This is a genomic window from Capnocytophaga sp. oral taxon 336 str. F0502, from assembly GCF_000411575.1.
Classification (GTDB): domain Bacteria; phylum Bacteroidota; class Bacteroidia; order Flavobacteriales; family Flavobacteriaceae; genus Capnocytophaga; species Capnocytophaga ochracea.
On record NZ_KE150494.1, the window covers coordinates 52,407 to 75,249 of the forward strand.

Here is a 22,843-nt window from a genome sequence, read left to right on the forward strand (position 1 = left end):
CGATTTTGTATTCCTATATACACCGAACCTATACCGAGCATATAGTGGCTCTACAGTGGCTCTACAGTGGCTCTACAATAGCTCTACAATAGCTCTACAGTGGCTCTACAGTGGCTCTACAGTGGCTCTACAGTGGCTCTACACCGAACAATAATAGGTATTAAACTGAATAGCAGACGAATACATTTGCTACTTCATTTAATATCTTATAGTTTTGCGCCACTAATCGACAAATTGACATATTGGTTAATTGATAAATTATGCTTATCTTTGCACTTCACATAAAAAACATTAGTAGTTTGTACTAATGACTAAAAACTAACATCTAATATCTTACATTATGAGTTTTTTGAAAAAGCTTTTTAATTTACATCAGGGGGAAGAGAAAAAGGAAAAAGTAATTGAAGATATCCTTAGCAATATCTCTTTTCGTGGCGCTAATCTATGGATTTTGGCTTGTGCTATCCTGATTGCTTCTATTGGGTTAAACGTGAATTCTACTGCTGTAATCATTGGGGCGATGCTTATTTCTCCTTTGATGGGACCTATCGTGGGGGCAGGATTTGCATTGGCTACTTATGATTTCGACCTGTTGAAGAAAACCGGCAAGAGTTTGCTCATCGCTACTGTGGTGAGTCTTATAGTATCGTTTATCTACTTCTATATCAGTCCGTTTAAAGATGTACAGTCAGAGCTTTTGGCACGTACTTCTCCTACCATTTACGATGTGCTTATCGCCTTTGTAGGTGGGTTGGTAGGAGCTATCTCGCTAACGCGCGAGGATAAAGGTAACCCTATACCAGGGGTGGCAATTGCTACCGCTTTGATGCCACCGCTTTGTACAGCTGGATTTGGCTTGGCTACGGGCAATATTAGTTTTTTTTTAGGAGCTTTCTATCTATATAGCATCAACTGTTTCTTCATAGGTATTGCTACTTTCCTCATCATCAAATACCTGAAATACACTCCTAAAAACACCGGTAATGAGGCACTCAACAAGCGTTTACGCGTTGTTATCACCACATTGGTTATCCTTATTGTTACTCCTAGTTTGTATTTGGCATATAGCCTTTTGAAAGAGAAGGAGTTCCACGAGAATGTAGCTCATTATATCACTGCCGAGTTTGAAAACAGCGGTTATACCATTATTTACAAGAAAATACACTACAATGCCTCACCTAAAACCATTGAATTGGCTTTTTTAGACAAGAAATTTACCGATGAAGAAGTAAAAACACTACAAAGTAACCTCAAAAACTTCAAATTACATAATACCGAACTCATCATTAGGCAAAAAGAGTCGGATATTGACAAAGAGATATTATCGGAAATCAACAAAAACAAGGCGTCGCTTTCTAATAAAGACATAAAGATAAATCAGCTAAAAGAAGAGTTGGCGCAATACAAATATACCGACCCTACTTTTGCCAAAGAAATAAAAGTATTGTTCCCTAATATTGAGAGTTTTTATTTTGGAAAACTGACAGATTTTTCGGGAAAAGGCAACTCTTCTCTCACTACGGTAATGCTTTACACGTCTAAAAAAGAAACTGTGAAAGGCAAAGAGGTCGCCAAAGAAGTGGATCGCCAAAAGTTGCAACAATGGCTCGCTGAGAAGTTTGGCGATAAGAAAGTGATTTGCAGATTAGCAGATTAGGGAATTAGAAAATTAGCATATTAGAAAATGAGAAAATGAAATCCCCGTGGTGTGAGCTGTATGGACTGTTAAATTAACGTGAGTCCGATGTAAGAAAAGTGTAGCTTACGCTACAGAAATCTTATAAATCTTAAAAAAAATCAAACAAATAGGTAGCAAGCTACCTTTAGACACATACTCTGCTATGCCAGCTCGCAGACTACACACAGATTACACGGATAGTCTTTCAATTGACAATTGACAATTGACAATTGATAATTGATAATTGACAAATGTGATGGGTACGAATTGGTAGCTTTGCTACTGGATTTACACAGATTGTAATACAAACATAGGTGTGACTTTGGTAGTTTTAAAAACTTTTAGATGGTTTTTGGTGAAGCAGTGACTAACTAATTTCTTTAACGCAATAGACTGGGATAAAGTAATGATGCTTTATAGCCAACGCTAAATAAGTAGTATAAATTATAACAACATTTCCTGCAATGCCTTTGGCATTGCAGGAAACTGCTTTCTTTGTAGAAAAAGAAAAATTACTTTGTTATAAAAGGATTATTGTTTATCTCATTCTGAGGTATAGGGAATGTCAATTCTGGTGAGTCATAATTAAAAGTTTCATTAGCTCTTTCAAAATGATTTGCCCCTCTGGTTACACTTCTTTTATTGCGTTTAAGTGAAAGATAGGATTTTCCTTCCCCCCATAACTCAATACGAGTATTGAGATAGATATCATCTAACAATTGTGAATTTGTTAAGGTATCTACATAGGCAATATCAGTAGCTGCGGTAGCTTCAGGATAACGTAAAGTTAAAAGTTTTTTATAAATAGTTTTTGCTTCGCTATCGCGGTTTAGCTTTGTTAAGGCTTCAGCTGCCAATAAGTAAAACTCATCTACACGCATAAAGATATAATCAGTAAGAACGTCTCTTTGTCCTGCTACTTTTCTTTCAGGGGCAAAAAACTTACCTGTAGGACGATTCTTTTCATCAAATTGTTTTTTACGAATATCATTAGGTCTTATCTGTGACAATAGATTACTGTCTATTCCTTTGATACTTCCTACTGCCATATAGCTATAAGTAAACAAGTCCATATGCCCCCACCAAGAAATTAAGTCTAAGCCATTTTCAGCAATGATATCAAAGCCCCACAGCCAACTTGCTGTATTGAGATCATTAAAACCACCCCCTTTTTTAGTAGTTTCATCATAAACAGTTTGTTCACGAGTGGTAAGCGGGTAGCCACTATTATTTACAATATCTAAAGCTAAATCGGCTACTTTTTGAGTTTCACCCATTGCTCCATATACATAAGCTAATAATCCTTCGGCTACATACTTATCTACCATACCTTTGTTAGCACGGGTAAAACCTTCTAAGTTAGCAACCGCAAATTCTAAATCTTGTACCATCAGCGCATATATTTCTGATTGTTTAGCTTTCCCTTTGGCTACGATATCCGCTTTGGTATACAGAGGAATAGAATTGGTATTAGAATCGGGCTCATACTTAGTGGTAAAAAGTTGCATTAAGTAAAAATAAGCATAAGCTCGCATAGCACGTACTTGTGCTAAAATATATTTCTCTTCATCATTTTGAGGAGAAGAAAGTTGTGCTATACTTTTATTGGCTTCATATATCATTCTGTAATAATAACGCCAAGGCTCATACAAGAAGAGACTAGTGTAATCATTAGAATTTTTTAAATTAGCAGTTCTTTGATACCAGCCATATTTAGGCTGAATCATTGCCATATCACCTGAAAGCATATCCATACAGATATCATAACTTTTTTGACCATAGTCATCTTGTTGATCGGTTCCTCCTGTTCCCGTTTTTATCATCATCAAGTACATACCATTAAGCCTTGTTTGAGCAGGGGCATCAGGGAGTGTTTCGGTAGGACTGGTATTTAAAAAGTCCTTTTGGCAGGCAGTAAACATAAGTACTACCAAACATAATATACTGAGTGTTATATTTTTTTTCATAGTAAACTAAAATTTAAAAAGTTGCTCTTACGCCTAAAGTAAAAGTTGATAAAGGAGAATAACGATAGACACTTGAAGTTCCTGTTTCAGAAGTAGTGGGATTAAAGCCTTTACGAGTTGTTTTAATCCACAGATTATCTCCTGTGAGAGTAAAGGTTAATCCTTCAAAGCCTATCCCGTTACAAACATCTTTAGGTAAATCATATCCTAAAGTAACATTATTGAGCACTAAATAATCAGATTTAGTTAAAAAGCGTGTAGAACGGCTATTGAAATTAGAATCATTACCATATTGAGCAGAAAGACGCGGAACATCGGTTATATCTCCCGGTTTTTTCCAACGGTTTTCAATATCTTTATGCCAATTATTGGTTCCTATTTGTCCATTATGCATTAAATTAGCATAAGCAGCATCATAAGCATATCCTCCTAAGCTGTATAAAAACTGTGTACTTAGTGAAATCCCCTTGTAGCCAGCCCTTAGTGTAACAGCTCCCCGTACATCAGGGATAGCTGATTTTCCCACAAATTTTTGAGTAGCCTTAGTATAGTCTTCAGTAATTGTTTCGTACACTGGAGTATCAGGATTTGCCTGTTGGAACTCATATAAAGATAAAATTTGTTCACCATCATCATATTTTTTATTATTATTTTTATCTTGATAGTGCATAGTCCATTGTCCTGCTCCTGTTTGGCTATTAACTCCCCTCCATTCACGCAAATAGTAATCAAACAATGAGTGATCTTTGGCTCTGGCATAATTGGTAGATGTAAGGTCAATTACTTTGGGAGCATTAGTAGAATAATCAAAAGGCATACGAGTGAGTTTGTTTTTGAGTATTTCGCCATTTACTCCTACATCTAAACGGAAATCACCTTTGTTTACAAGATGAGCCATTACATTAAACTCAAAACCTTGATTGATAAGTAATCCATCATTTACTTTATTGATACCATTACCTGTAGAAGGAGCTAAACGACTATCGAAAATAAGGTCAGAAGTAGTTCGATGATAATAATCTACTTGTACATCAATTGCTCTTGATTTTAATAAAGTAAATTCTGTTCCTACTTGAAATATTTTTGTCTTTTCCCAAGTAAGGTCAGGATAGCCTATTTTGTTAAATACAGCTGCAGGCAACCCCATAAAGTTACCTAAGTCGTATACATCATAACCTGGATAATATCCTGTATTAAGTTCTTCTGCTCTTTCTCCAGAGACTACCGATTGGTCACCTACCGTACCGTAACTTGTTTTGAGCTTGAGATAAGGTAGCCATTGTTTATTTTTCAAAAAGTTTTCTTTACTGGCTACCCAGCCTAAACCAGCAGACAAGAAAGTACCCCATTTGTTATTTAAGAAACGTGAGGAACCATCACGACGGGCAGAGGTAGAAAGCAGGTATTTACCATCATAATCATACAAAAACTGACCAAAATAACTTTCTAACCGATAATTATAGACATAAGAACCCAACCCTGTCATTTTGGTAGCATTATTCAATTCTGAACCATTGGGGTCTATTAAGCCACTTTTAGACGCTTCTAATGTTTTATAGTCATATGTTGTGCTCTCGTGAGCTACAAAAGCTTGTACATTATGGTTTCCAAACTGTTCCGTATAACGTAACAATTGTAGAAAAGTGTAGTTTAAAAAGTCTCTTCTTTCTTTATATAAAGCTCCGTAAGTTGATTTAGCTGAACCATAATAAGGATTGGTATAGTTATCATAGCTATTATTGTAATATTGCCCTCCTAAGCGAGTTTCGAAGCTCAAGCCTTTTACAATATCTGCTCTTAGGAAAAAGTTTGCATTCAATTCATTACGAGTTCTATTTCTTTTATCATAAGTAGCTTGCCCGATAGCATTGGTAAGAGCTCCAAATCCTCTACCATTCTCACTATCACCGAAATCATACTGATAGCCTCCATAGTATGGATTTTTTATTTTATTGCCATTAGCATCACGCAAAAACAACGGATAAATAGGAGGAATATTATCAGTAAACCAAAAAATACTATTGGAGTCTTCTGTTTGACCATTCGCTTTGGTTTGTGTATGAGAATAACCTAAGTTAAAATCACCTTTTAACCAAGGTTTTGCTTGATAAGAAACGTTTAAACGTCCTGTATAACGTTCAAAACCGGAGTTTACTATATAACCATCGTCTTTAAGATAGCCAATACCCGCATAATAGGTAGTCTTACCGCTACCTCCACTCATATTTACATTGTATTCAGAACGAACAGAAGTTTGATAAGCATAATCTGTCCAATTTTCAGGGTCATAACGGCGTGTTACTCCCTCGCGTATCTTTCCTGTGTTAGGATCTATTAAGTTTGAACCTGTAGTATTCCATATGTTATAATCAGGGCTAATACCTATTCCTCCAAAAAGATTTTTATTGGCATAATCTTCAGGGCTGGCGTATTTAGCAGCGAATCCTGTAGGGTTTTTTGCTTGTGTAAGAGCACCTCTGTAGAGTAATGATTCCCAACTTATTTCCATATAGCGTTCAGGGCTATTGATAGTTTCATAACGAGGTAATAAACGCATATTGAAACCTATTTTTGATTCTATTTGGATTCGAGATTTTTCTACACGTCCTTTTTTAGTGGTGATAAGTACCACCCCATTAGCTCCACGTGAACCATATACCGAAGTGGAAGTAGCATCTTTGAGTATTACCATACTCTCAATATCATCAGGATTAATAGAGGATATATATCCATCAAAAGGCACCCCATCTAACACATATAGAGGGTCGCGGTTACCGTTTACCGAACCGAACCCACGAACACGAATAGTAGCCACAGTACCAGGTTGTCCTGAGGAGTTAATCACGCGTACACCTGCTGCCTCACCTGTCAAGGCTTGTGAAACGTTAGAAACGCTTTTTTTCTTTAAAGCTTCTTTATCAATAGATGAAGCAGAACCTACGTATTGGTCTTTCTTTACGGATACGTAGCCTACTACTTCTACCTCGTCAATCACTTGGGCTTCTTCTTGCATTACTACATCAATGCGACCTGAAGGGCCTACTTTGCGATTTTGAGTTTTCATTCCTAAGAATGAGAACTCTAAGGTCTTACCTGGAGCAACCTTGATGCTATAACGACCATTAAAGTCGGTTTGAACACCGTGTTGTTCTCCTTTTACTAGTACGGCAACGCCCATCATTTCGGTTCCACTAGCATCGCGTACTGTTCCTGTCACTTCTCGTTCCTGCGCCCACGAGAAGCCTTGCACTATTAGCATTAAAAATAGTGCGAAAGATACTTTGTTTAATCTCATCTTCTATAACATTATTTTATAAACTGGTGCAAAGGTAGAAAAGTTTTCTGTTAAGTTCCAAATTTATCCTTAACAAATTTACTCATTTTGTTTGTAAAAAATAGATGAGAAAAAAATCATAAAAACGTGATTTCTTTGCGTTTTTTGCAATAAAATAGGCATTTCTTTGATGAAAACGCAAAGAAATGCCTATTACGCACTGTTTTTATGCAAAATTATTTCAGTAGAAAAACAGTGTTTTTGTTACAAAATAACCAATAGAATGTTACAAATATCACAATGAAAAAATGAGGTGCGAGCCGCACAGGCAGGGAAAAAAATGAGAAAATGAGAAAATGAGAAAATGGGGGAATGGGGAGGTAACTTTTTAGAACATCAACTTTGCCAAAATTTCAAACTTTGGCAAAGTGCGTACCGCAAAAGTGATGTGTTAGGGCTGTTAGGAGTGCTCGAAAGAGAACGGAGAAGAACGGAAGGGAGTTGAGAAGAGTTTTGATGAAAAAAGGGTATTAGATGGGTGGGGTTAGCTTATAGAGAGCTTATAGGAAGCTTATACGAATCTTGGACGATTGGTATAGGAAGGGTGTATAAGTTGTTGATTCATAATATGGTATAATAGGGGTAAAAATGTTAAAATCGGGGTTTCGAGGCGAAAGAAAGAGAATCCTCACCCCGTCCCTCTCCCAAGGAGAGGGGGTGTAGTGACAAGGGGCGAGGGACGGAAAAGGGAAGAGAAATTAGAGAATTAGCAAATTGGGAAATTAGTAAATTGGGTTAAGTTAGTATGGGTTGATGGCAAAAAATGGAGAGGCTGGGGAGAAGCTCTAAAAGAGAGGGGGCTGGGAGTTTAAACTTTGGCAAAGTGTGTGACGCAAAAGTGACTTTTCAGAGGGTTGTTCGATTATAACTATGTAGTTTTGGGCTTTTTGCAAGATGATGTTTGTTAGGAAAATTGGTTATTGACAAAATATTCGTATCTTTGCCCCTTATAAAGTATTAGCTAATAAAAAGAAGAATGAACAGACAGGAGATTATAGACCTTACTACTCGTATTTTTGTTGAGGAATTTGAAGTAGAAGCCAGTGTGATTGCCCCTGAGGCAAACTTCCGCGAATCGTTAGGATTAGATAGCCTTGATTATGTGGATTTGGTGGTGCTGATTGAACAAGAATTTGGTGTGAAATTGGTAGAAGCCGATTTTAAGCCTATCGTAACCTTCAACGACTTTTATACTACCCTAGAAAATAAAGTGAATGCACGCTAACGAACAAGCCAAAACGAAATGGCAAGGCAAATCTAAGGGTACTGTATTAGGCTATAGTATCTTTGTGTGGCTGATGAAACACTTGGGTATTTATGCTGCTTATGCCTTGCTCATCTTTGTAGCGTTCTATTACTTTTTGTTTGAGTGGCGCTCCAATGGCTATATGTATTACTATTTCCGTCACCGCTTGGGCTATTCACCTCTCAAAGCGGTAGTGAACTTGTACTTAAATTATTTTACTTTCGGGCAAACTATTATTGATAAGATTGCTATCTTGGCGGGCTTGGAAGAGAAATTTACTTATGAGTTTGATGGAGTAGAAAGCTTACATAAACTATTAGACGAACAACAGAGCGGGGTACTTATTTCGGCACACATAGGCAATTTTGAAATTGCTGAACCTTTTTTTAGGAAAATAGATATTGATTTGAAAATAAGCACCGTAACTACCGATATGGAACACTCGGTAATCAAGGAGTATTTGGAGTCGATTTCTAAAAATAAACCCTCGAATCAGTTTATCTATGTGAAAGAAGATATGTCGCATATCTTTAAAATCAACGATGCTATTGGCGACAACAAGATAGTGTGTTTCACGGGAGACCGATATTTTGAGGGCGTGCGTTCGCTCAAAGGAACGTTGTTGGGCGCAGAAGCTACCTTCCCCGCAGGTCCTTTCTTTATAGCCTCGCGCTTGAAAGTGCCGGTGCTTTTCGTTTATGTGATGAAGGAAAGTAGGTTGCATTACCACTTGTATGCCCAAGTAGCTGAGGTGAAAAGTCGCGATGCCCAAGCGCTACTCGATGCTTATACCGAGAATATGGAGCAGATGCTACGAAAGTATCCGCTACAATGGTTTAATTATTTCAACTTTTGGGATGAACAATGAAACGCATATTGGTAGTATATTACACCCAATCGGGGCAACTCAAAGAGATTATCGATAGTGTACTATCCCCACTCACGGAGGTAACTATCGACTTTTTGCCTATTGATACGACAGAACCTTTTCTTTTTCCGTGGACAGACGAGGCGTTTTTTGGAGCTTTCCCAGAGTCGTATTTGCAAATACCCCAGCCCTTAAAGCCTTTTCAGCTGGCACATACTGATTACGATTTGGTGATATTAGGCTACCAAGTGTGGTATTTGTCGCCTTCTATTCCGTTTAATTCCTTTTTGCAGAGTGAAGCAGGTAAGCAACTGTTACAAGGCAAACCCGTCATTACCATTTCGGGCACTCGCAATATGTGGGTAATGGCGCACCAGAAAGTAAAAAAACTCTTAACCGACTGTGGGGCACACTTAGTGGGCAATATCGCCCTTACCGATAGGCACCACAATCATATCAGTGTGATTACCATTGTACAGTGGCTCTTTTCGGGCGACAAGAACAAACGCTATCTCGGTGTGTTTCCAAAAGCGGGCGTTGCCGATAAAGACATACAAGGCGCGAGCGTATATGGCACGCTCATTGCCCCTCACCTGCAAACCGGTGATTACACAGGACTGCAACAAGCAATAGTAGCTCACGGAGGCGTGCATTACAAGCGTTTTCTCGTTTCGGCAGAGAAGAAAGGCAATCGCCTTTTCGGCATTTGGGCAAAGATGATTTACGGCAGTAAGAAGCGTAAATTCCTGCTGAAATGCTTCCGCATCTATCTGTATATCGCTATTTGGGTGCTAATGCCCATCGTATGGTTGCTATACTGGATCACCTACCCATTATTCTTTTGGAAAGTAGAGAGAGACAAGAAAAAATTCACAATTGAGAATTGATAATTGATACTTAGGGTAGTATTGTAAACTCTGCCGAAGTTTCAACCTTTGCCAAAGTAAAATTATCGTCAGTAATCAAAAGGAATGATGGGTTGGGAGTAGATACACAAACTTAACACATTAAAAAAATAGAAATCACTAATATCAGTGAGTTACCTGTTACCTAAATATGAATGTCTATATAACAAAAGCAAGTAAATATTTACCTAACAATCCCATTGGCAATGAGCAAATGGAGACTTTCTTAGGTCTCATAAACCAAAATGCCTCTAAAGCACGACGCCTTGTGCTCCGCAATAATGGTATTCTCACCCGTTACTACGCCCTCGATGAGCAAGGTAACCCTACTCATAACAACGCCCAGCTTACGGCTTTGGCAGTACAAAACCTATTGGACGGCGAAGTGCCTTGGGATACTATCGAGGTGCTCTCTTGTGGTACCTCTACCCCCGATGTGCTCTTGCCCTCACACACTTCTATGGTACACGGCGTTTTGGGCGGACACTCAGTAGAACTGAATGCCTCTTCAGGGGTGTGTAACTCAGGAATGAATGCACTCAAATTTGGTTACTTATCAGTAAAGGCGGGCAATAGTGCCAATGCAGTATGCACAGGCTCTGAACGTGTATCGGCGTGGTTGCGTGCCGATAAATACGAAAACGAGGTACAACTCTTAGCCGAGTTGGAAGCACACCCAGCCATTGCCTTTAAAAAAGATTTCTTGCGCTTTATGCTCTCCGATGGGGCTGGGGCTTTTCTGTTAGAAAACAAACCGCGTGAAGGTGCTTTGCAAATAGAGTGGATGGACGCTTATTCGTATGCTCACGAGCTCGAAGCGTGTATGTATGCTGGTGGCGACAAGCTCCCCGATGGCAGCCTCAAAGCTTGGAGTGAATACCCTGCCGAAGCGTGGCTTAGTGAATCTATTTTTGCTATCAAGCAAGATGTGAAGCTACTCAATGAGAATATTTTGCTAAAAGGCGCTGAAAGTATGCGCGCTACCTTAGATAAACACCAACTATCGGCAGATGATATTACCTATTTCTTGCCTCATATCTCGTCTTGTTATTTCAAAGAACGCTTGTATGAAGCTCTCAAAACGGTAGGTATCGACCTTCCGTTAGAACGTTGGTTTATCAACCTCCCCGAAGTAGGCAATGTAGGCTCTGCTTCTGCTTATTTGATGTTAGAAGCCCTGATGCACTCAAGTAAGCTCAAAACGGGCGATACCGTGTTGCTATCAGTGCCTGAGAGTGGTAGATTCTCCTATTCTTATGCTTTCTTAAAGGTCGTTTAATTATGGTTTTACCAATTACAGATAAAAACGAAATTCTTACCCTTATACCCCAGCGCACTCCCATTGTAATGGTAGATGCGCTTTGGGAGTATACCCCCACCGAGGGTGTGGCAGGGCTCACCATTATCCCTAGCAACCTCTTTGTACAGCAAGAGATATTCCTAGAAAGCGGACTTATAGAGCACATCGCCCAAAGCATTGCCTTGCACAAAGGTTATTACTACTATCTCAACGGAAAACCTGCTCCTATGGGGTATATAGGAGCGATTAAAAACATAGAGATACAATCTCTACCCAAAGTAGGCGATATGCTCAAAACACACATCACTATCCAGCAAGAGTTTATGGACGTTACCCTCGTAACAATGCAAACCTTTGTAGGTGATACCCTCATCGCCCAAGGCGAAATGAAAACCGTACTTGCCCCTAACCCCTGAATCCTGACACCTGAATATGAACATATCAATCCACAAATACCTCCCTCACCGTCCGCCGATGCAAATGGTAGATACCATTACCGACATCAGTAATACACACGTAGTTACTGAGTTTGAGGTGAAGCCTACTTGCATATTTGTGGAAGAGGGGAAGTTCGCCGAAGTAGGACTCATTGAGAATATGGCACAAACCTGTTCGGCAATTGTGGGGCAGTTTCTCTTTGGTATAGAAGACACATCGAACTATGTGATAGGTTACATCAGTGCAATTAAGAAGTTGGAACTCTTCGCCTTGCCTAAGGTACAAGAGGTGGTGCGCACCGAAGCCGAATTGCTTTCTCGTTTCGATACCGATGAGTATTACATCTGCTCGATGCGCTGTAATGCCTTTGTAGGAGATATTCTTATGGCAACTGCCGAAATGAACTTAGTAATTAAAAACCTAACGGAATGAGAGAAACCGAAGTACCACAAGAGAAAGGTGCCTTGCGCGACCTCAAAGAAGTGTATTATGTAACTGATGACGAAGGCAACTACACCACCCTATCCAGTTCGGGCTGGGAGGTGAAGAGCATTGCCTTAGAAGCCTCGCTCAGCCGTTTGCAAGAGCAGATTGACGAGGCAAAAGCCGATGTGCTTGCAGGACGCAAAAGCCCCATAGTGTATTATATGTTCCTCAACCGTATGGATTGGGCAGTCCTTGCCGATGCAATGCACCGCTGGCAATGGGTTATCAAGCGTCACGCCAAACCTTCGGTATTCAAAAAACTATCTTCTAAAACACTACAACAATACGCTGAGGTGTTCGGCATCACGGTGGGAGAACTGTGCGAGTTAAACAAATAAAAGTCCTTTACTCTAAATGAGTAAAGGACTTTGTTCTATTGCTTTTCATACTATAATTGCCTGTGGTGTAGCAAGCACTCTTTGGGATTTAACAAAGGCGTGATGCGACTATCTATCGCATAACACTCAGGACAAGCTTCTTTCATTGTGCTATTATTTTAAAATCTGATATAAACTGCTTATATAGCTCACGACATTTCAAGTAATTGACTAATTTCCTCAGCGTGTGTACGACAGTAGTACATCACAAAAGCAATGTAAGGCACAAAGAGAACGATGCTCCACAGTAAACCCTGTGCAAACGCTTTGTAATCACCAATGCGATAGAGCACATAGCCCGCCCAAATCAGGTTGACTGTCATTGTAATATGTGACATTTGAGCAAAGATGTTAGCACCACTCCACGTAAAGGTAAAGAGCCCCATCGTACCAAAATAGTACATTGGCAGGAAGGCAAGCGGTAGCCAAAAAGTCTTTTTCGTCACCCAAAAGACGATAAGGCAACCTAAATACACCAAGCTACTAGGAGAACAAGCGTTGTAAGCCAACCATTGCACAAAGTTTACTTTCAGAGTAAAAAAGAAGTAACCACTCCCTGAAAGCGTAAGCAATAATAAGACAATCGCCAAAGCGACACCTGTGATTTTTTCTGTTTTTGTAAGATTCATAATGTTAGAATTTAGAAGTTAGGAAATTGCCCGTGCAGTTTGCACTGGGATATATATCTCAGTTTTCAGTTTTTCTTCGGGGGTACGACGGCAGTCGTTGAGGTATTTCTCGAACATAGGTTCATCGCGCACTTCGTATTCACTATCTACCACCCAGCGCATAGCAGCATCGTAGACGGCTGAGAGCTGAGTATAACTACCTTGATAGAAAAAGATTGCATATTTGCCTCCTGCTAAGGTTTTACAACTCACTTCACCTGAGGGGTTAGCCGGCTTGTGAATAGCCAAACTCACCTCCGAACGTTGTAAAGAGGCTTCGGTAATTTTAGGGTCGTCGTACGAAACACATATCGACTCAATGCCTTTGGTAAAGAGTTTTTGTGATTTTACAACACCCCACAATTGTTCGTAAGCTTTGTTGTAGTTAAGTGTACCATATTCTCCTGTAAGAGCTACGTAAATAAGACTTTTGGGCTCAAGCTCTACTATCTTTGGAGCTTTGAGCACTACTTCTGGATTGTTTATTTCTTTCTTCATAATATAAATATCTCTGTTTGTTCTATACTGAGTAGGGGTAATACCGTATTGATTCTTAAACGCTTTGGAAAGAGAGGCGGGCGTTTCATACCCTATATTAAAAGCTATTTCTTCTACCGAAAGCGTTGAATAGCGTAACAGCTGAGCTGCCGTCTCTATGCGCAAACGAGCAATAAAGACAATGGGCGATTCTCCTTTAAGCGCTTTAAAGATACGACAAAAATGAAAATCAGATAAGTTAGCCACATTGGCGAGTGTTTTTATCTTTATAGAAGTATCAAGATGACCATTGATGTATTCCGCCACTTTGTTGATACGCTGAGTGTAATCGTTATGAGTAATGGATTTCATACAGATTTATTTTGAATTTCTGTGGCAAAGATACGGCACTTTCCCAAAGTAGTCTTTTCCTATCTTGCTAATTTCACCCTGTAAGTTCATCTTTCCGTCGCCACATTCTCCTTTTTTCGTCACTCGCTCCTCGTCATTCGCCTCTCGTTCATTCGTCATTACTTCCCTTTTCCGTCACTACATTCCCCCTCATTGAGGGGGCTAGGGGGAGGTTCCCCCCTAGTGCCTATGGCCTAAGGCCTAGTACCTCTTCCTCTTTCTTTCGCCTCGAAACCCCGTTTTTAACATTTTTAGCCTTGTTGTATTACAGTATAAATCAACAACTTATACACCCTTCCTATACCAATCGTCCAAGATTCGTATAAGCTTCCTATAAGCTCTCTATAAGCTAACCCCACCCATCTAATACCCTTTTTTCATCAAAATTTCTCTTAACCTTCTTCCGAATATCTCCGATATCTTCCGAAAGTTCAGAACTTCTCTAAGATTCTCCGAAAACTCCGACGAACCTCTCTCCCCATTTCACAAGGCGCAGCCTTGATTTTGTTAAATTTTTGTTTAATTTCTGAGGCACAGCCTCATTCCTCTAACTCAAGCTCGCACCTCATTTCCTCATTTCCAAATTTCCTCATTTCCAAATTTCCTCATTCTCTCATTTTCTCATTCTCTCATTTTCTCATTCTCTCATTTTCTCATTTTTCCTCCCGCTTGTCGCTTCCCCCTCCTAGTGCCTAAGGTCTGCTTCCCCTTCGCACAAATATTTCTCCTCTTTTTATTCGTATTTCATAATTATTTCTTATCTTTGCCCCATCTATTCCTCATATCCTAACATCTAATTATTAAAACATTATGAAAAAAACACTTTTTTCAGTGCTTTCACTGATGGCGTTTAGCCCTCTGTTATGGGCACAAGAAACTGAAATGATTACCCATCCACAAAGCCAATACCAAAAGGCAGTGGAACTCTACAATCGCAAGCTCTATCAGCCTGCACAGAACTTGTTCCGAAAAGAACAAACCTCCAATCCCGATAGAGCTATCCAAACCCAAAGTGAATACTACGTAGCCACTATTGCCGCTATCCTCAATCAAGACGGAGCCGATGCGCTGGTGAATAACTTTATCGTCAATCACCCCGACTCTCCTCTGAGCTCCGAAGCCTATTTGCAAATGGCTAACATCTATTATCAGCAGGGCAACTACGAAGATGCGCTCGCTTGGTACGAGGCTATCGACGACCAAAGCATAAGCAGTAGCGATAAAGCTAAATACAACTTCCAAAAAGGTTTTTGCCTCTTCCAAACCGGCAAACAAGCCGAATCTAAACCTTATTTCGAGTCGGTACAAAACACCAAAGAATACGGTGCCAACGCCAAGTATTACTTAGGATATATCGCCTATGATAAAGACGATTATTCTAAGGCTGAAAGCTACTTCCGCGAGGTACAAGAAGAAGATGCTTCACTCACCAAAAACGTGTCTTACTTCCAAGCCAATATGTACTTCAAACAAGCTCTTTATCAAGAAGCTATTACCGAAGGACAGAAACAGCTCGCTAAAACCAAAAATGCTCAAGAAGTATCTGAGCTCAATAAGATTATAGGTGAAAGCTACTTCAACCTCAAGAAATACAAAGAAGCAATCCCTTACTTACAAAACTATAAAGGTAAAAAAGGTAGGTTCTCCAATACCGATTATTACTATATCGGATACGCTCATTACAAAAATAACGATTATAAAGCGGCTATCGAGCAGTTCAACAAAATCGTAGGCGGAAACGATAGCGTCGCTCAAAATGCGTATTATCATTTAGCCGAATGCTATTTGAAAACCAACCAAAAACAAGAGGCTCTCAACGCTTTCCGCAATGCCTCTCAAATGGATTTCGATAAGCAAATTAAAAAAGATGCTCATCTGAACTACGCCCGCCTCAGTTATGAAATCGGTAACCCTTACGAGAGTGTCCCCAATGTGCTACAAGCATATGCTTCGGCTTATCCTAACGACCATAAGGACGAAATACAGTCGCTCTTAGTCGATTCTTATATTTCATCTGGTAACTATCAAGCCGCTATCAGTCTGCTCGAAAAGTCTAACGACCCAAAGGACAAAGAAACCTATAAAAAAGTAGCCTTCTATCGCGGGTTAGAGCTTTTTAATGAATTGCAATACAACGAGGCGTTAAAATATTTGCAGAAAGCCATCGGTGGTAATTCTGCGCTTGCCGCTCGCGCTACCTATTGGGCTGGTGAAACTGCTTATCAGCTGAAAGATTACAAAGGTGCGGAATCCTATTTTACTCAGTTTCTCCATAATTCATCAGCTCCTAAAACCGAAGAGTATGCCAAAGGTTTCTACGGTTTAGCTTATGCTAATTTCAATCAAAAAAACTATGCAGGTGCTATCGCTAATTTCGAGAAGTACCTCAAACAAAACCCTAAGAACAGTAGTTGGAAACACGACGCTATACTCCGTCTCGCCGATTCTTACTTCGTAACAGGTAAATACTGGCCTGCAATGGAAGGGTATAACAAACTCATCGAAGCTAAATCAGCCGACCAAGATTATGCCGCCTACCAAAAGGCTATTAGTTATGGGTTCGTAGACCGCCTCAATAGCAAAATTGAAGACTTAGAGCGTTTCGTTAAGAACTACAAAAGCTCTAATCTGCGTCCTAATGCTTTGTTTGAATTAGGGAATGCTTATGTAACCAAAGGAAATACCCAAAAAGGATTACAGTACTATCAGCAACTCGCCAAAGAGTATAAAGGCAATGTGCTCGTACCTCGTGCAATGCTCCGCGAAGGTTTAGTGTATTATAATAGGAACGAAAACCAAAAAGCCTTAACGCTTTTCCAAACTATCGCCAAAGACTATCCTAATACCAACGAAGCCTCACAAGCGGTAGCTTCCGCAAAACTCATCTATGTAGATATGGGTAACGTAAACGAATACGCATCGTGGGCTAAAGGTTTGGGATATGTAGAGGTAACCGACCTCGAACTTGAAGGAGCTACTTATGAAGCTGCCGAACGACAATATATGCAAAACAATACCAAAGAGGCTATTTCAGGTTTTGAAAAATACCTTAAAGAGTTCCCTAATGGTATGCGTCGCACCAATGCCGAGTTTTACTTAGGACAAATGTATTTCAATAGTGGACAAAAGGCTAAAGCACTTACACATTACGAAAATGTAACCAAAAGCGGTTCTAATGAATACGGCGAGCAATCGCTTACTCGTGTGTGTCAAATCCTTCTTGAAGCAGGTAGCTACCTAAAAGCCAAACCTTATCTCGAAGACCTCGAACGAACCGCTACTATCGCACAGAACAAAACTTATGCACAAAGCAACCTAATGCGCGTGTGCTATAACGAAAAACTGTACGATAAAGCTATTGAATATGCCAATAAGGTATTAGAAGAAAAATCTATCGATACACGTATCAAGAACGATGCTTATATAGTGTTGGCTCGTGCTTATAGTCAAGCAGGAAATGAAACCCAAGCTCGCAAATATTACCAAGAGGTACAGAAAACCGCTACGGGTAGCCTCGCTGCCGAAGCCTTGTATTACGATGCTTATTTTAAGAATAAAGACGGTAACTACAAAGCCTCTAATGACGTAGTTCAAAAGATTGCTAAAGACTATGGCGGACACAAAGAGTTCGCTGCTAAGAGCCTTATCGTAATGGCTAAAAACTTCTACGGACTAAAAGACGCTTATCAAGCCTCTTACGTCTTAGAAAGTGTAATTAAAAACTTTAAAGAGTTTCCTGAAATAGTAGCCGAAGCCAAAAAAGAACTCGCAGTAGTAAAAGCCGAAGCCGCTAAAAGTAATTCATCAGTAAAATAATGGTTAATATTGTGGTATACACTTTGCCAAAGTTTTTGCCTGTGCGGCTCGCACCTTTGGCAAAGTTGAATCTCCGTCCTAAACCCTAATTTCTAAACAAATGAACAAACACATCACATATATTCTAACAATGCTTTTGTTCTCTGCCTCAACAATGGCAGTCGCTCAAAGCCGTAAAGACAGCCTCTCTACCAAAGTAGTAGATGTGGTAAAATCATATGCTCCTACAATCGCCGACGCCGACAAAAAGCGTGAAGATGCAAACGTAAAAGATTCGCTTACCGTTAAGAAAAAGCAAATCAACTATACCATCTATTCGGTACCGGTAGCCTCTACTTTTGTTCCCGAAAAAGGCAAAGCAGCTTCGGTGAAACCAAAAGTCGTTCGCGAAGACTATTTAGATTCTTATTTCGGTGGCGGTTTCGGTATGCTCAATACATTTTATGCCGATGCCAATATCACTCTCCCTGTAACTGATAACAGTAACGCTTCTTTTTTACTGAATCACATCTCAGCCAATGATAATATGGACGAGGTATACACCGATACCAATTATGCGCTCTCATCGGCTGAGTTGCGTTATGATTTTCAGAACCAAGATGTACTCTGGGGGCTCACTGCTGATATAGGTCGCCGTTTGCACAACTGGTATGGCATCCGTCCCGCTTCTTATACAAGACAACAGTTGATTGGAAAAGTAGATGATGTACACCAAACCTATTTCGATTATGGCGTAGGAGGTTACCTCCAATGGTCTAATCCTTACTTTAAAGGACTTGATTTCAGCGTACGTGGGCTCTACGACCATTTCGATAGTAAAGAATTGAATGTAAAAGCACAACCCACCTTCGAAATTCCTCTTACCGATGACCAAAAAGTTCGTACCAATGTAATTCTCGATTATTACAATGGTAGTTTTACTCGTCAAAATAACTTAGTAAACGAGCTTAACAATCGTTGGATGCTCTTTGGGGTAAATCCTTCTTATCATTTGTCTATTGAGAATTTGGACTTAAAATTAGGCGTTGCTTTGATGTATGTAGATGCGAACCAATCCGATGAAAGCAAGTTTAAAGCTTATCCCGATGTAGAGGCTTCTTATCCGCTAACTGCCGATGCTATTTTGCACGCAGGTATACGCGGTATTATGCAACAAAACACAGTAGAGAAACTCACCAAAGAGAATCCTTTTCTCTCACCTATGCAAGAAATTAAGCCTACCAATGTGCAAGCCGATGCTTTTGTAGCCCTTAAAGGAAAAGTAACTTCCGATTTGCTTTATCGCATACAAGGAAGCTATCGCCAATACAAAGAGATGCCTCTGTTTACTACCAATTCCGAGACCCCTACTATCGCCACCGAAATATTGCCTTATCAATATAACAACTCTTTTAAGTTAGTGTACGACGAAGTAAACGATATGGAGCTTTTAGCTTCTATCGGAGGAAATATAAAAGATGTTTTCTCTTTTACCTTTGAAGGAAGATATAATAACTATAACGCCCGTGTACAGAAAAATAAAACTGCTTGGAACTTGCCCAGCACACGAGTGTCTCTCTTCACCGATTTTAGAATATTACCCAATCTATTTGCTGGATTCGACTTCTTTTATGTAGGAAAACGTTATGACCTCGATTATGTAACTGTTGCAAATCCTATTCCTGAGAAGCTCTCTTTGGAAGGTTATTTTGATATCAATTTCCACGCCGATTACACTTTCAACAAACATTGGCAAGTATTCTTAAAAGCCAACAACCTCACCAGTGAGCACTATAAAAAATGGTTGTATTATCCTTCACAAGGCGTACAAGCCTTTGCAGGAGTACGTTATCTGTTTAGCCTAAGTAACAAGTAACATTTATATACTAACAAAACAAACAGCGGTATGAATAGACCATTCATACCGCTGTTTGTTTATTATATCCTCAATTTTTATGTCTTTTATACTTTAATCTCTCTTATTATTCCCTTAATCACTTACCACTGACTTCTTATAATTCCTCCATTTCTCTATACATTGTTGCATATCATTAGGAAGTTCACTATCAAAGCTAAGATACTTGTGAGTAATCGGGTGTTCAAAACCTAAGGTCTTAGCGTGCAAGGCTTGGCGAGGTAATACCGCAAAGCAATTCTCTACAAACTGCTTGTATTTGGCAAAAGTTGTTCCTTTCAGAATCTTGTCGCCCCCATAACGTTCATCGTTGAAAAGGGTATGTCCTATGTGTTTTAAATGCACCCTTATTTGGTGCGTACGCCCTGTTTCTAACTTGCAAGAAATGAGTGTTACATAACCAAAACGCTCTAACACCTTGTAATGGGTTACTGCCTCTTTACCGTGAGAACCATCGGGGAAGACGTCCATTTGCAGGCGGTCTTTTAAGTGTCGCCCAATATGACCACACACCGTTCCTTCGTCTTCTTCTATATTACCCCATACAAGGGCTATATATTCGCGCTGAGTAGTTTTATTAAAAAACTGTTGAGTAAGGTGTAACATCGCCTCTTCGGTTTTAGCCACTACTAAAAGTCCACTAGTATCCTTATCGATACGATGTACCAACCCAGGACGATTGCTACTGTTGTTAGGCAAGTTCTCAAAATGATATACCAATGCGTTGATGAGCGTTCCGCTATAGTTGCCGTGACCAGGGTGTACCACTATACCCGCAGGTTTGTTTACCACCAAAAGGCTATCGTCTTCGTATACTATGTTTAAAGGAATATTCTCGGGCACCAATAAATCCTCGTGAGGAGGGTGAGGAAAAAGTACCTTTACTTCGTCGTTAGCTTTCACACGATGATTAGACTTTACGGGCTCGCCATTCACAAAAATATTACCCTGCTTGGCTGCTTGTTGCACCTTGTTACGGGTGGCATTCTCTACAAAGTTCATCAAGAATTTATCCACGCGCAAAGGTTCTTGCCCTTTGCCCGCCGTAAAGGAGTAATGCTCGTAAAGAGAAGGAGCTCCCTCTCCGTCTGGTTCCAAATCGTCTAAATCTTCTATCTCGTCTATATCACGCATTACCTTACATTTGCGTCACAAACTTTGCCAAAGTTTCTAATAGCGTGCGTACTACGCCCCTTAACAAAGTTAAAATTTATAATAGTCTGCATTGCTCACACTTGCCCGTGCGACTCACACTTGCTAGTGTGGCTCACACCGCCCGTCGTGCTACGACTGCCCGTGCGGATCGCACTAGTCCCCCATCAGTTCTTCAATAGGTATTTCGGTAGGGATAGTATCCCGAGCCTCTAAGCCGTTGCCACACACAAGGTCTATACGTGAGGTTTTAATAAGCTTATCGCCAGGTTGTACAGGTTTACCGTCGTGTTGCATTTCCAATACCATATCTTTCCCTATATTGTTCACATAAGTAACCCTACCGATGGCAAGCCCTACCGATTGCAAGGTAGCCACTGCATTCCGGCGCGTTACTTGTATCACCTTAGGCACTGTTACTTTATGATAGCCCGACGGATTGATGTTAAGGTATATTTTGCGGTTCTTCTTTACTCTCTCGGTAGCCTCAGGCGTCTGACTGATTACCGATAGAGGAGGGTATTTAGGGTCGTATTCAGTAGAATCCAACACCTCATAACGCAATTGTTGCTTATCTAATATCACCCCTACTTCGGTAAGTGTTTTCTTGCTCAAATTCGGTACTGTAATGTACTCTCCGTGCGCCGTATAGATGCGCAAGAGTTGCAATACACACCAAACTAATATAATACACGCCACTATGGCAAAAGCAAATTGCCAAGCTAGTTTCTTTCCTGAGTTTTTTAAGAATTCTTTAATCTTTTCCATACTTTGCAAGTATTGTTATGGTGCAAAGGTACAAATATTTTTGAAAAAGACAATACAGCCCCCTACAATATCCTCAACCACACCTTCTCCCCTTTCACTATGGGGGTATCGTTGTAGAAATACACTTTCCCTTCTACCGAAGTAGCTTCTATAAGGTATTGTGCTCCTTGAAAATAACAGTATTGTACAGTAGCTTCCCAATCAGAGGTTGCTGTAATGGTAATCTGTTGGGGTTTGAAGAGTTTACCGTTATGCCAACTCACTTCACCAAACAAAGAAGCGGTGTAATAATCGGTATTTTGGAAATAAACCGAAAGCGTATTGTTAAAAAACAATAGCTTCCCGTCGCGCATTATAAGGGTTTTATCGGAGTAAGAAAGCGCGTCTTTACCGTCGTGAGTAGCCACTATACAGCTAATGTTTTGCTCTTTCAAATAGGTGAAGAGAGTGCGTTGTAGTTCGTTCTTTCTAAAATTATCCACCTGACTAAAAGGTTCGTCAAGCAATAACAATTGAGGTTCTTGTGCCAATGCCATTGCCAATGCCACACGCTGTTTCTCACCACCGCTGAGGTTCAGTGCTTTTAAGGGCACAAAACGTTCCATTCCCACCAAGGTAAGCAACTCCATTACGCGCTCTTTTTTATAGGTTAAATCGAGGTTAGAGATAAACTTCCCTACATTTTCAGCTACTGTGTGATAAGGGCCTAACCCAAAGTCCTGTGCAAGGTATTTCATCGTTTTAAACCCAGGCACTAACTGCCAAGAAGGACCCCTTACGCGCTCGTTGTGAAAGTGTATAGTACCTTCTTGCACATCAATGAGACCATAAATAGCTTTCAGCAAGGTACTCTTGCCACAACCACTTTCTCCCATCAGCGAAAGGTGCTCACCTTGCGCCAGCTCAAAAGAAATGTCTTGCAGTATAGGGTCTTGCCCTTCATAAGCAAAAAATATATTTTTAAGGTTTAGCATTGTTTATTTATATGTAAATATTAGCGCTTTGCAATTTATGCAATTCGTATATTGCTTCCCACACTTCGGCAAAGTTTCCCTGTG

The 22,843-nt window shown here is 40.0% G+C and carries 18 protein-coding genes; 10 read left to right on the forward strand and 8 right to left on the reverse strand.

Annotation, left to right across the window (positions count from 1 at the left end):
- Positions 1-340: 340 nt before the first annotated feature.
- Positions 341-1,657, forward strand: coding sequence for a DUF389 domain-containing protein (locus HMPREF1528_RS11610; RefSeq protein ID WP_016479901.1), 1,317 nt, complete (start codon positions 341-343; stop codon positions 1,655-1,657).
- A gap of 533 nt (positions 1,658-2,190) precedes the next feature.
- Here HMPREF1528_RS11610 and HMPREF1528_RS11615 read toward each other — a convergent pair.
- Together HMPREF1528_RS11615 and HMPREF1528_RS11620 are read right to left on the reverse strand one after the other, a co-directional pair.
- Positions 2,191-3,645 carry a RagB/SusD family nutrient uptake outer membrane protein gene (locus HMPREF1528_RS11615; RefSeq protein WP_002673872.1) on the reverse strand — a complete coding sequence of 485 codons (1,455 nt, stop codon included), beginning with the start codon at positions 3,643-3,645 and terminating at the stop codon, positions 2,191-2,193.
- Positions 3,646-3,658: 13 nt separating this feature from the next.
- Positions 3,659-6,940 (reverse strand): SusC/RagA family TonB-linked outer membrane protein, encoded by a 3,282-nt coding sequence (locus HMPREF1528_RS11620; RefSeq protein WP_016479902.1) that lies wholly within the window; start codon positions 6,938-6,940, stop codon positions 3,659-3,661.
- A gap of 1,015 nt (positions 6,941-7,955) precedes the next feature.
- Between HMPREF1528_RS11620 and HMPREF1528_RS11625 the strand changes: the two genes are divergently transcribed.
- The 7 genes from HMPREF1528_RS11625 to HMPREF1528_RS11655 all read left to right on the forward strand — a co-directional run bounded on the left by HMPREF1528_RS11625 (position 7,956) and on the right by HMPREF1528_RS11655 (position 12,560).
- Positions 7,956-8,204, forward strand: coding sequence for a phosphopantetheine-binding protein (locus HMPREF1528_RS11625; RefSeq protein WP_009419675.1), 249 nt, complete (start codon positions 7,956-7,958; stop codon positions 8,202-8,204).
- Positions 8,194-9,093, forward strand: a complete 900-nt coding sequence (locus HMPREF1528_RS11630; protein ID WP_016479903.1) for a hypothetical protein — start codon at positions 8,194-8,196, stop codon at positions 9,091-9,093. Before HMPREF1528_RS11625 ends, HMPREF1528_RS11630 begins: the two co-directional genes overlap by 11 nt.
- Positions 9,090-9,980 (forward strand): hypothetical protein, encoded by an 891-nt coding sequence (locus HMPREF1528_RS11635; protein ID WP_016479904.1) that lies wholly within the window; start codon positions 9,090-9,092, stop codon positions 9,978-9,980. The genes HMPREF1528_RS11630 and HMPREF1528_RS11635 overlap by 4 nt, the downstream gene beginning before the upstream one ends.
- Before the next feature lie 169 nt (positions 9,981-10,149).
- Positions 10,150-11,277, forward strand: coding sequence for a beta-ketoacyl-ACP synthase III (locus tag HMPREF1528_RS11640; RefSeq protein ID WP_016479905.1), 1,128 nt, complete (start codon positions 10,150-10,152; stop codon positions 11,275-11,277).
- Between the two features lie 2 nt (positions 11,278-11,279).
- Positions 11,280-11,714, forward strand: coding sequence for a hypothetical protein (locus HMPREF1528_RS11645; protein ID WP_016479906.1), 435 nt, complete (start codon positions 11,280-11,282; stop codon positions 11,712-11,714).
- A 16-nt stretch (positions 11,715-11,730) separates the two neighbouring features.
- On the forward strand, positions 11,731-12,168 hold the full coding sequence (locus HMPREF1528_RS11650; RefSeq protein ID WP_016479907.1) for a hypothetical protein: 438 nt from the start codon (positions 11,731-11,733) through the stop codon (positions 12,166-12,168).
- Positions 12,165-12,560 carry a hypothetical protein gene (locus tag HMPREF1528_RS11655; protein WP_016479908.1) on the forward strand — a complete coding sequence of 132 codons (396 nt, stop codon included), beginning with the start codon at positions 12,165-12,167 and terminating at the stop codon, positions 12,558-12,560. Before HMPREF1528_RS11650 ends, HMPREF1528_RS11655 begins: the two co-directional genes overlap by 4 nt.
- Before the next feature lie 188 nt (positions 12,561-12,748).
- On the opposite strand, the gene HMPREF1528_RS11660 is transcribed toward HMPREF1528_RS11655, so the two are convergent.
- The 3 genes from HMPREF1528_RS11660 to HMPREF1528_RS12795 are packed head-to-tail and all read right to left on the reverse strand — an operon-like array spanning position 12,749 to position 14,275.
- Positions 12,749-13,228, reverse strand: a complete 480-nt coding sequence (locus tag HMPREF1528_RS11660) for a hypothetical protein (protein WP_016479909.1) — start codon at positions 13,226-13,228, stop codon at positions 12,749-12,751.
- Between the two features lie 18 nt (positions 13,229-13,246).
- Complete coding sequence (locus tag HMPREF1528_RS11665; protein WP_016479910.1) at positions 13,247-14,116, reverse strand: GyrI-like domain-containing protein; 870 nt, start codon at positions 14,114-14,116, stop codon at positions 13,247-13,249.
- 6 nt (positions 14,117-14,122) lie between these two features.
- The gene (locus HMPREF1528_RS12795) at positions 14,123-14,275 is read right to left on the reverse strand and encodes a hypothetical protein (protein ID WP_198010009.1); all 153 of its coding nucleotides are present in this window, start codon (positions 14,273-14,275) and stop codon (positions 14,123-14,125) included.
- Positions 14,276-14,965: 690 nt separating this feature from the next.
- On the opposite strand from HMPREF1528_RS12795, the gene HMPREF1528_RS11670 reads away from it, so the two are divergent.
- Together HMPREF1528_RS11670 and HMPREF1528_RS11675 are read left to right on the forward strand one after the other, a co-directional pair.
- Positions 14,966-17,971 (forward strand): tetratricopeptide repeat protein, encoded by a 3,006-nt coding sequence (locus HMPREF1528_RS11670; RefSeq protein WP_016479911.1) that lies wholly within the window; start codon positions 14,966-14,968, stop codon positions 17,969-17,971.
- Between the two features lie 100 nt (positions 17,972-18,071).
- A complete protein-coding gene (locus HMPREF1528_RS11675) occupies positions 18,072-19,826 on the forward strand; it encodes a TonB-dependent receptor (RefSeq protein WP_016479912.1) in 1,755 nt (584 codons plus the stop codon).
- A 114-nt stretch (positions 19,827-19,940) separates the two neighbouring features.
- Here HMPREF1528_RS11675 and HMPREF1528_RS11680 read toward each other — a convergent pair whose 3' ends face one another.
- From HMPREF1528_RS11680 to HMPREF1528_RS11690, 3 genes are all read right to left on the reverse strand, one after another.
- Positions 19,941-20,999, reverse strand: a complete 1,059-nt coding sequence (locus HMPREF1528_RS11680; protein WP_016479913.1) for an RluA family pseudouridine synthase — start codon at positions 20,997-20,999, stop codon at positions 19,941-19,943.
- 174 nt (positions 21,000-21,173) lie between these two features.
- Complete coding sequence (locus HMPREF1528_RS11685; RefSeq protein ID WP_002673909.1) at positions 21,174-21,785, reverse strand: PASTA domain-containing protein; 612 nt, start codon at positions 21,783-21,785, stop codon at positions 21,174-21,176.
- Positions 21,786-21,847: 62 nt separating this feature from the next.
- A complete protein-coding gene (locus HMPREF1528_RS11690; RefSeq protein ID WP_016479914.1) occupies positions 21,848-22,759 on the reverse strand; it encodes an ABC transporter ATP-binding protein in 912 nt (303 codons plus the stop codon).
- Positions 22,760-22,843 lie beyond the last annotated feature (84 nt).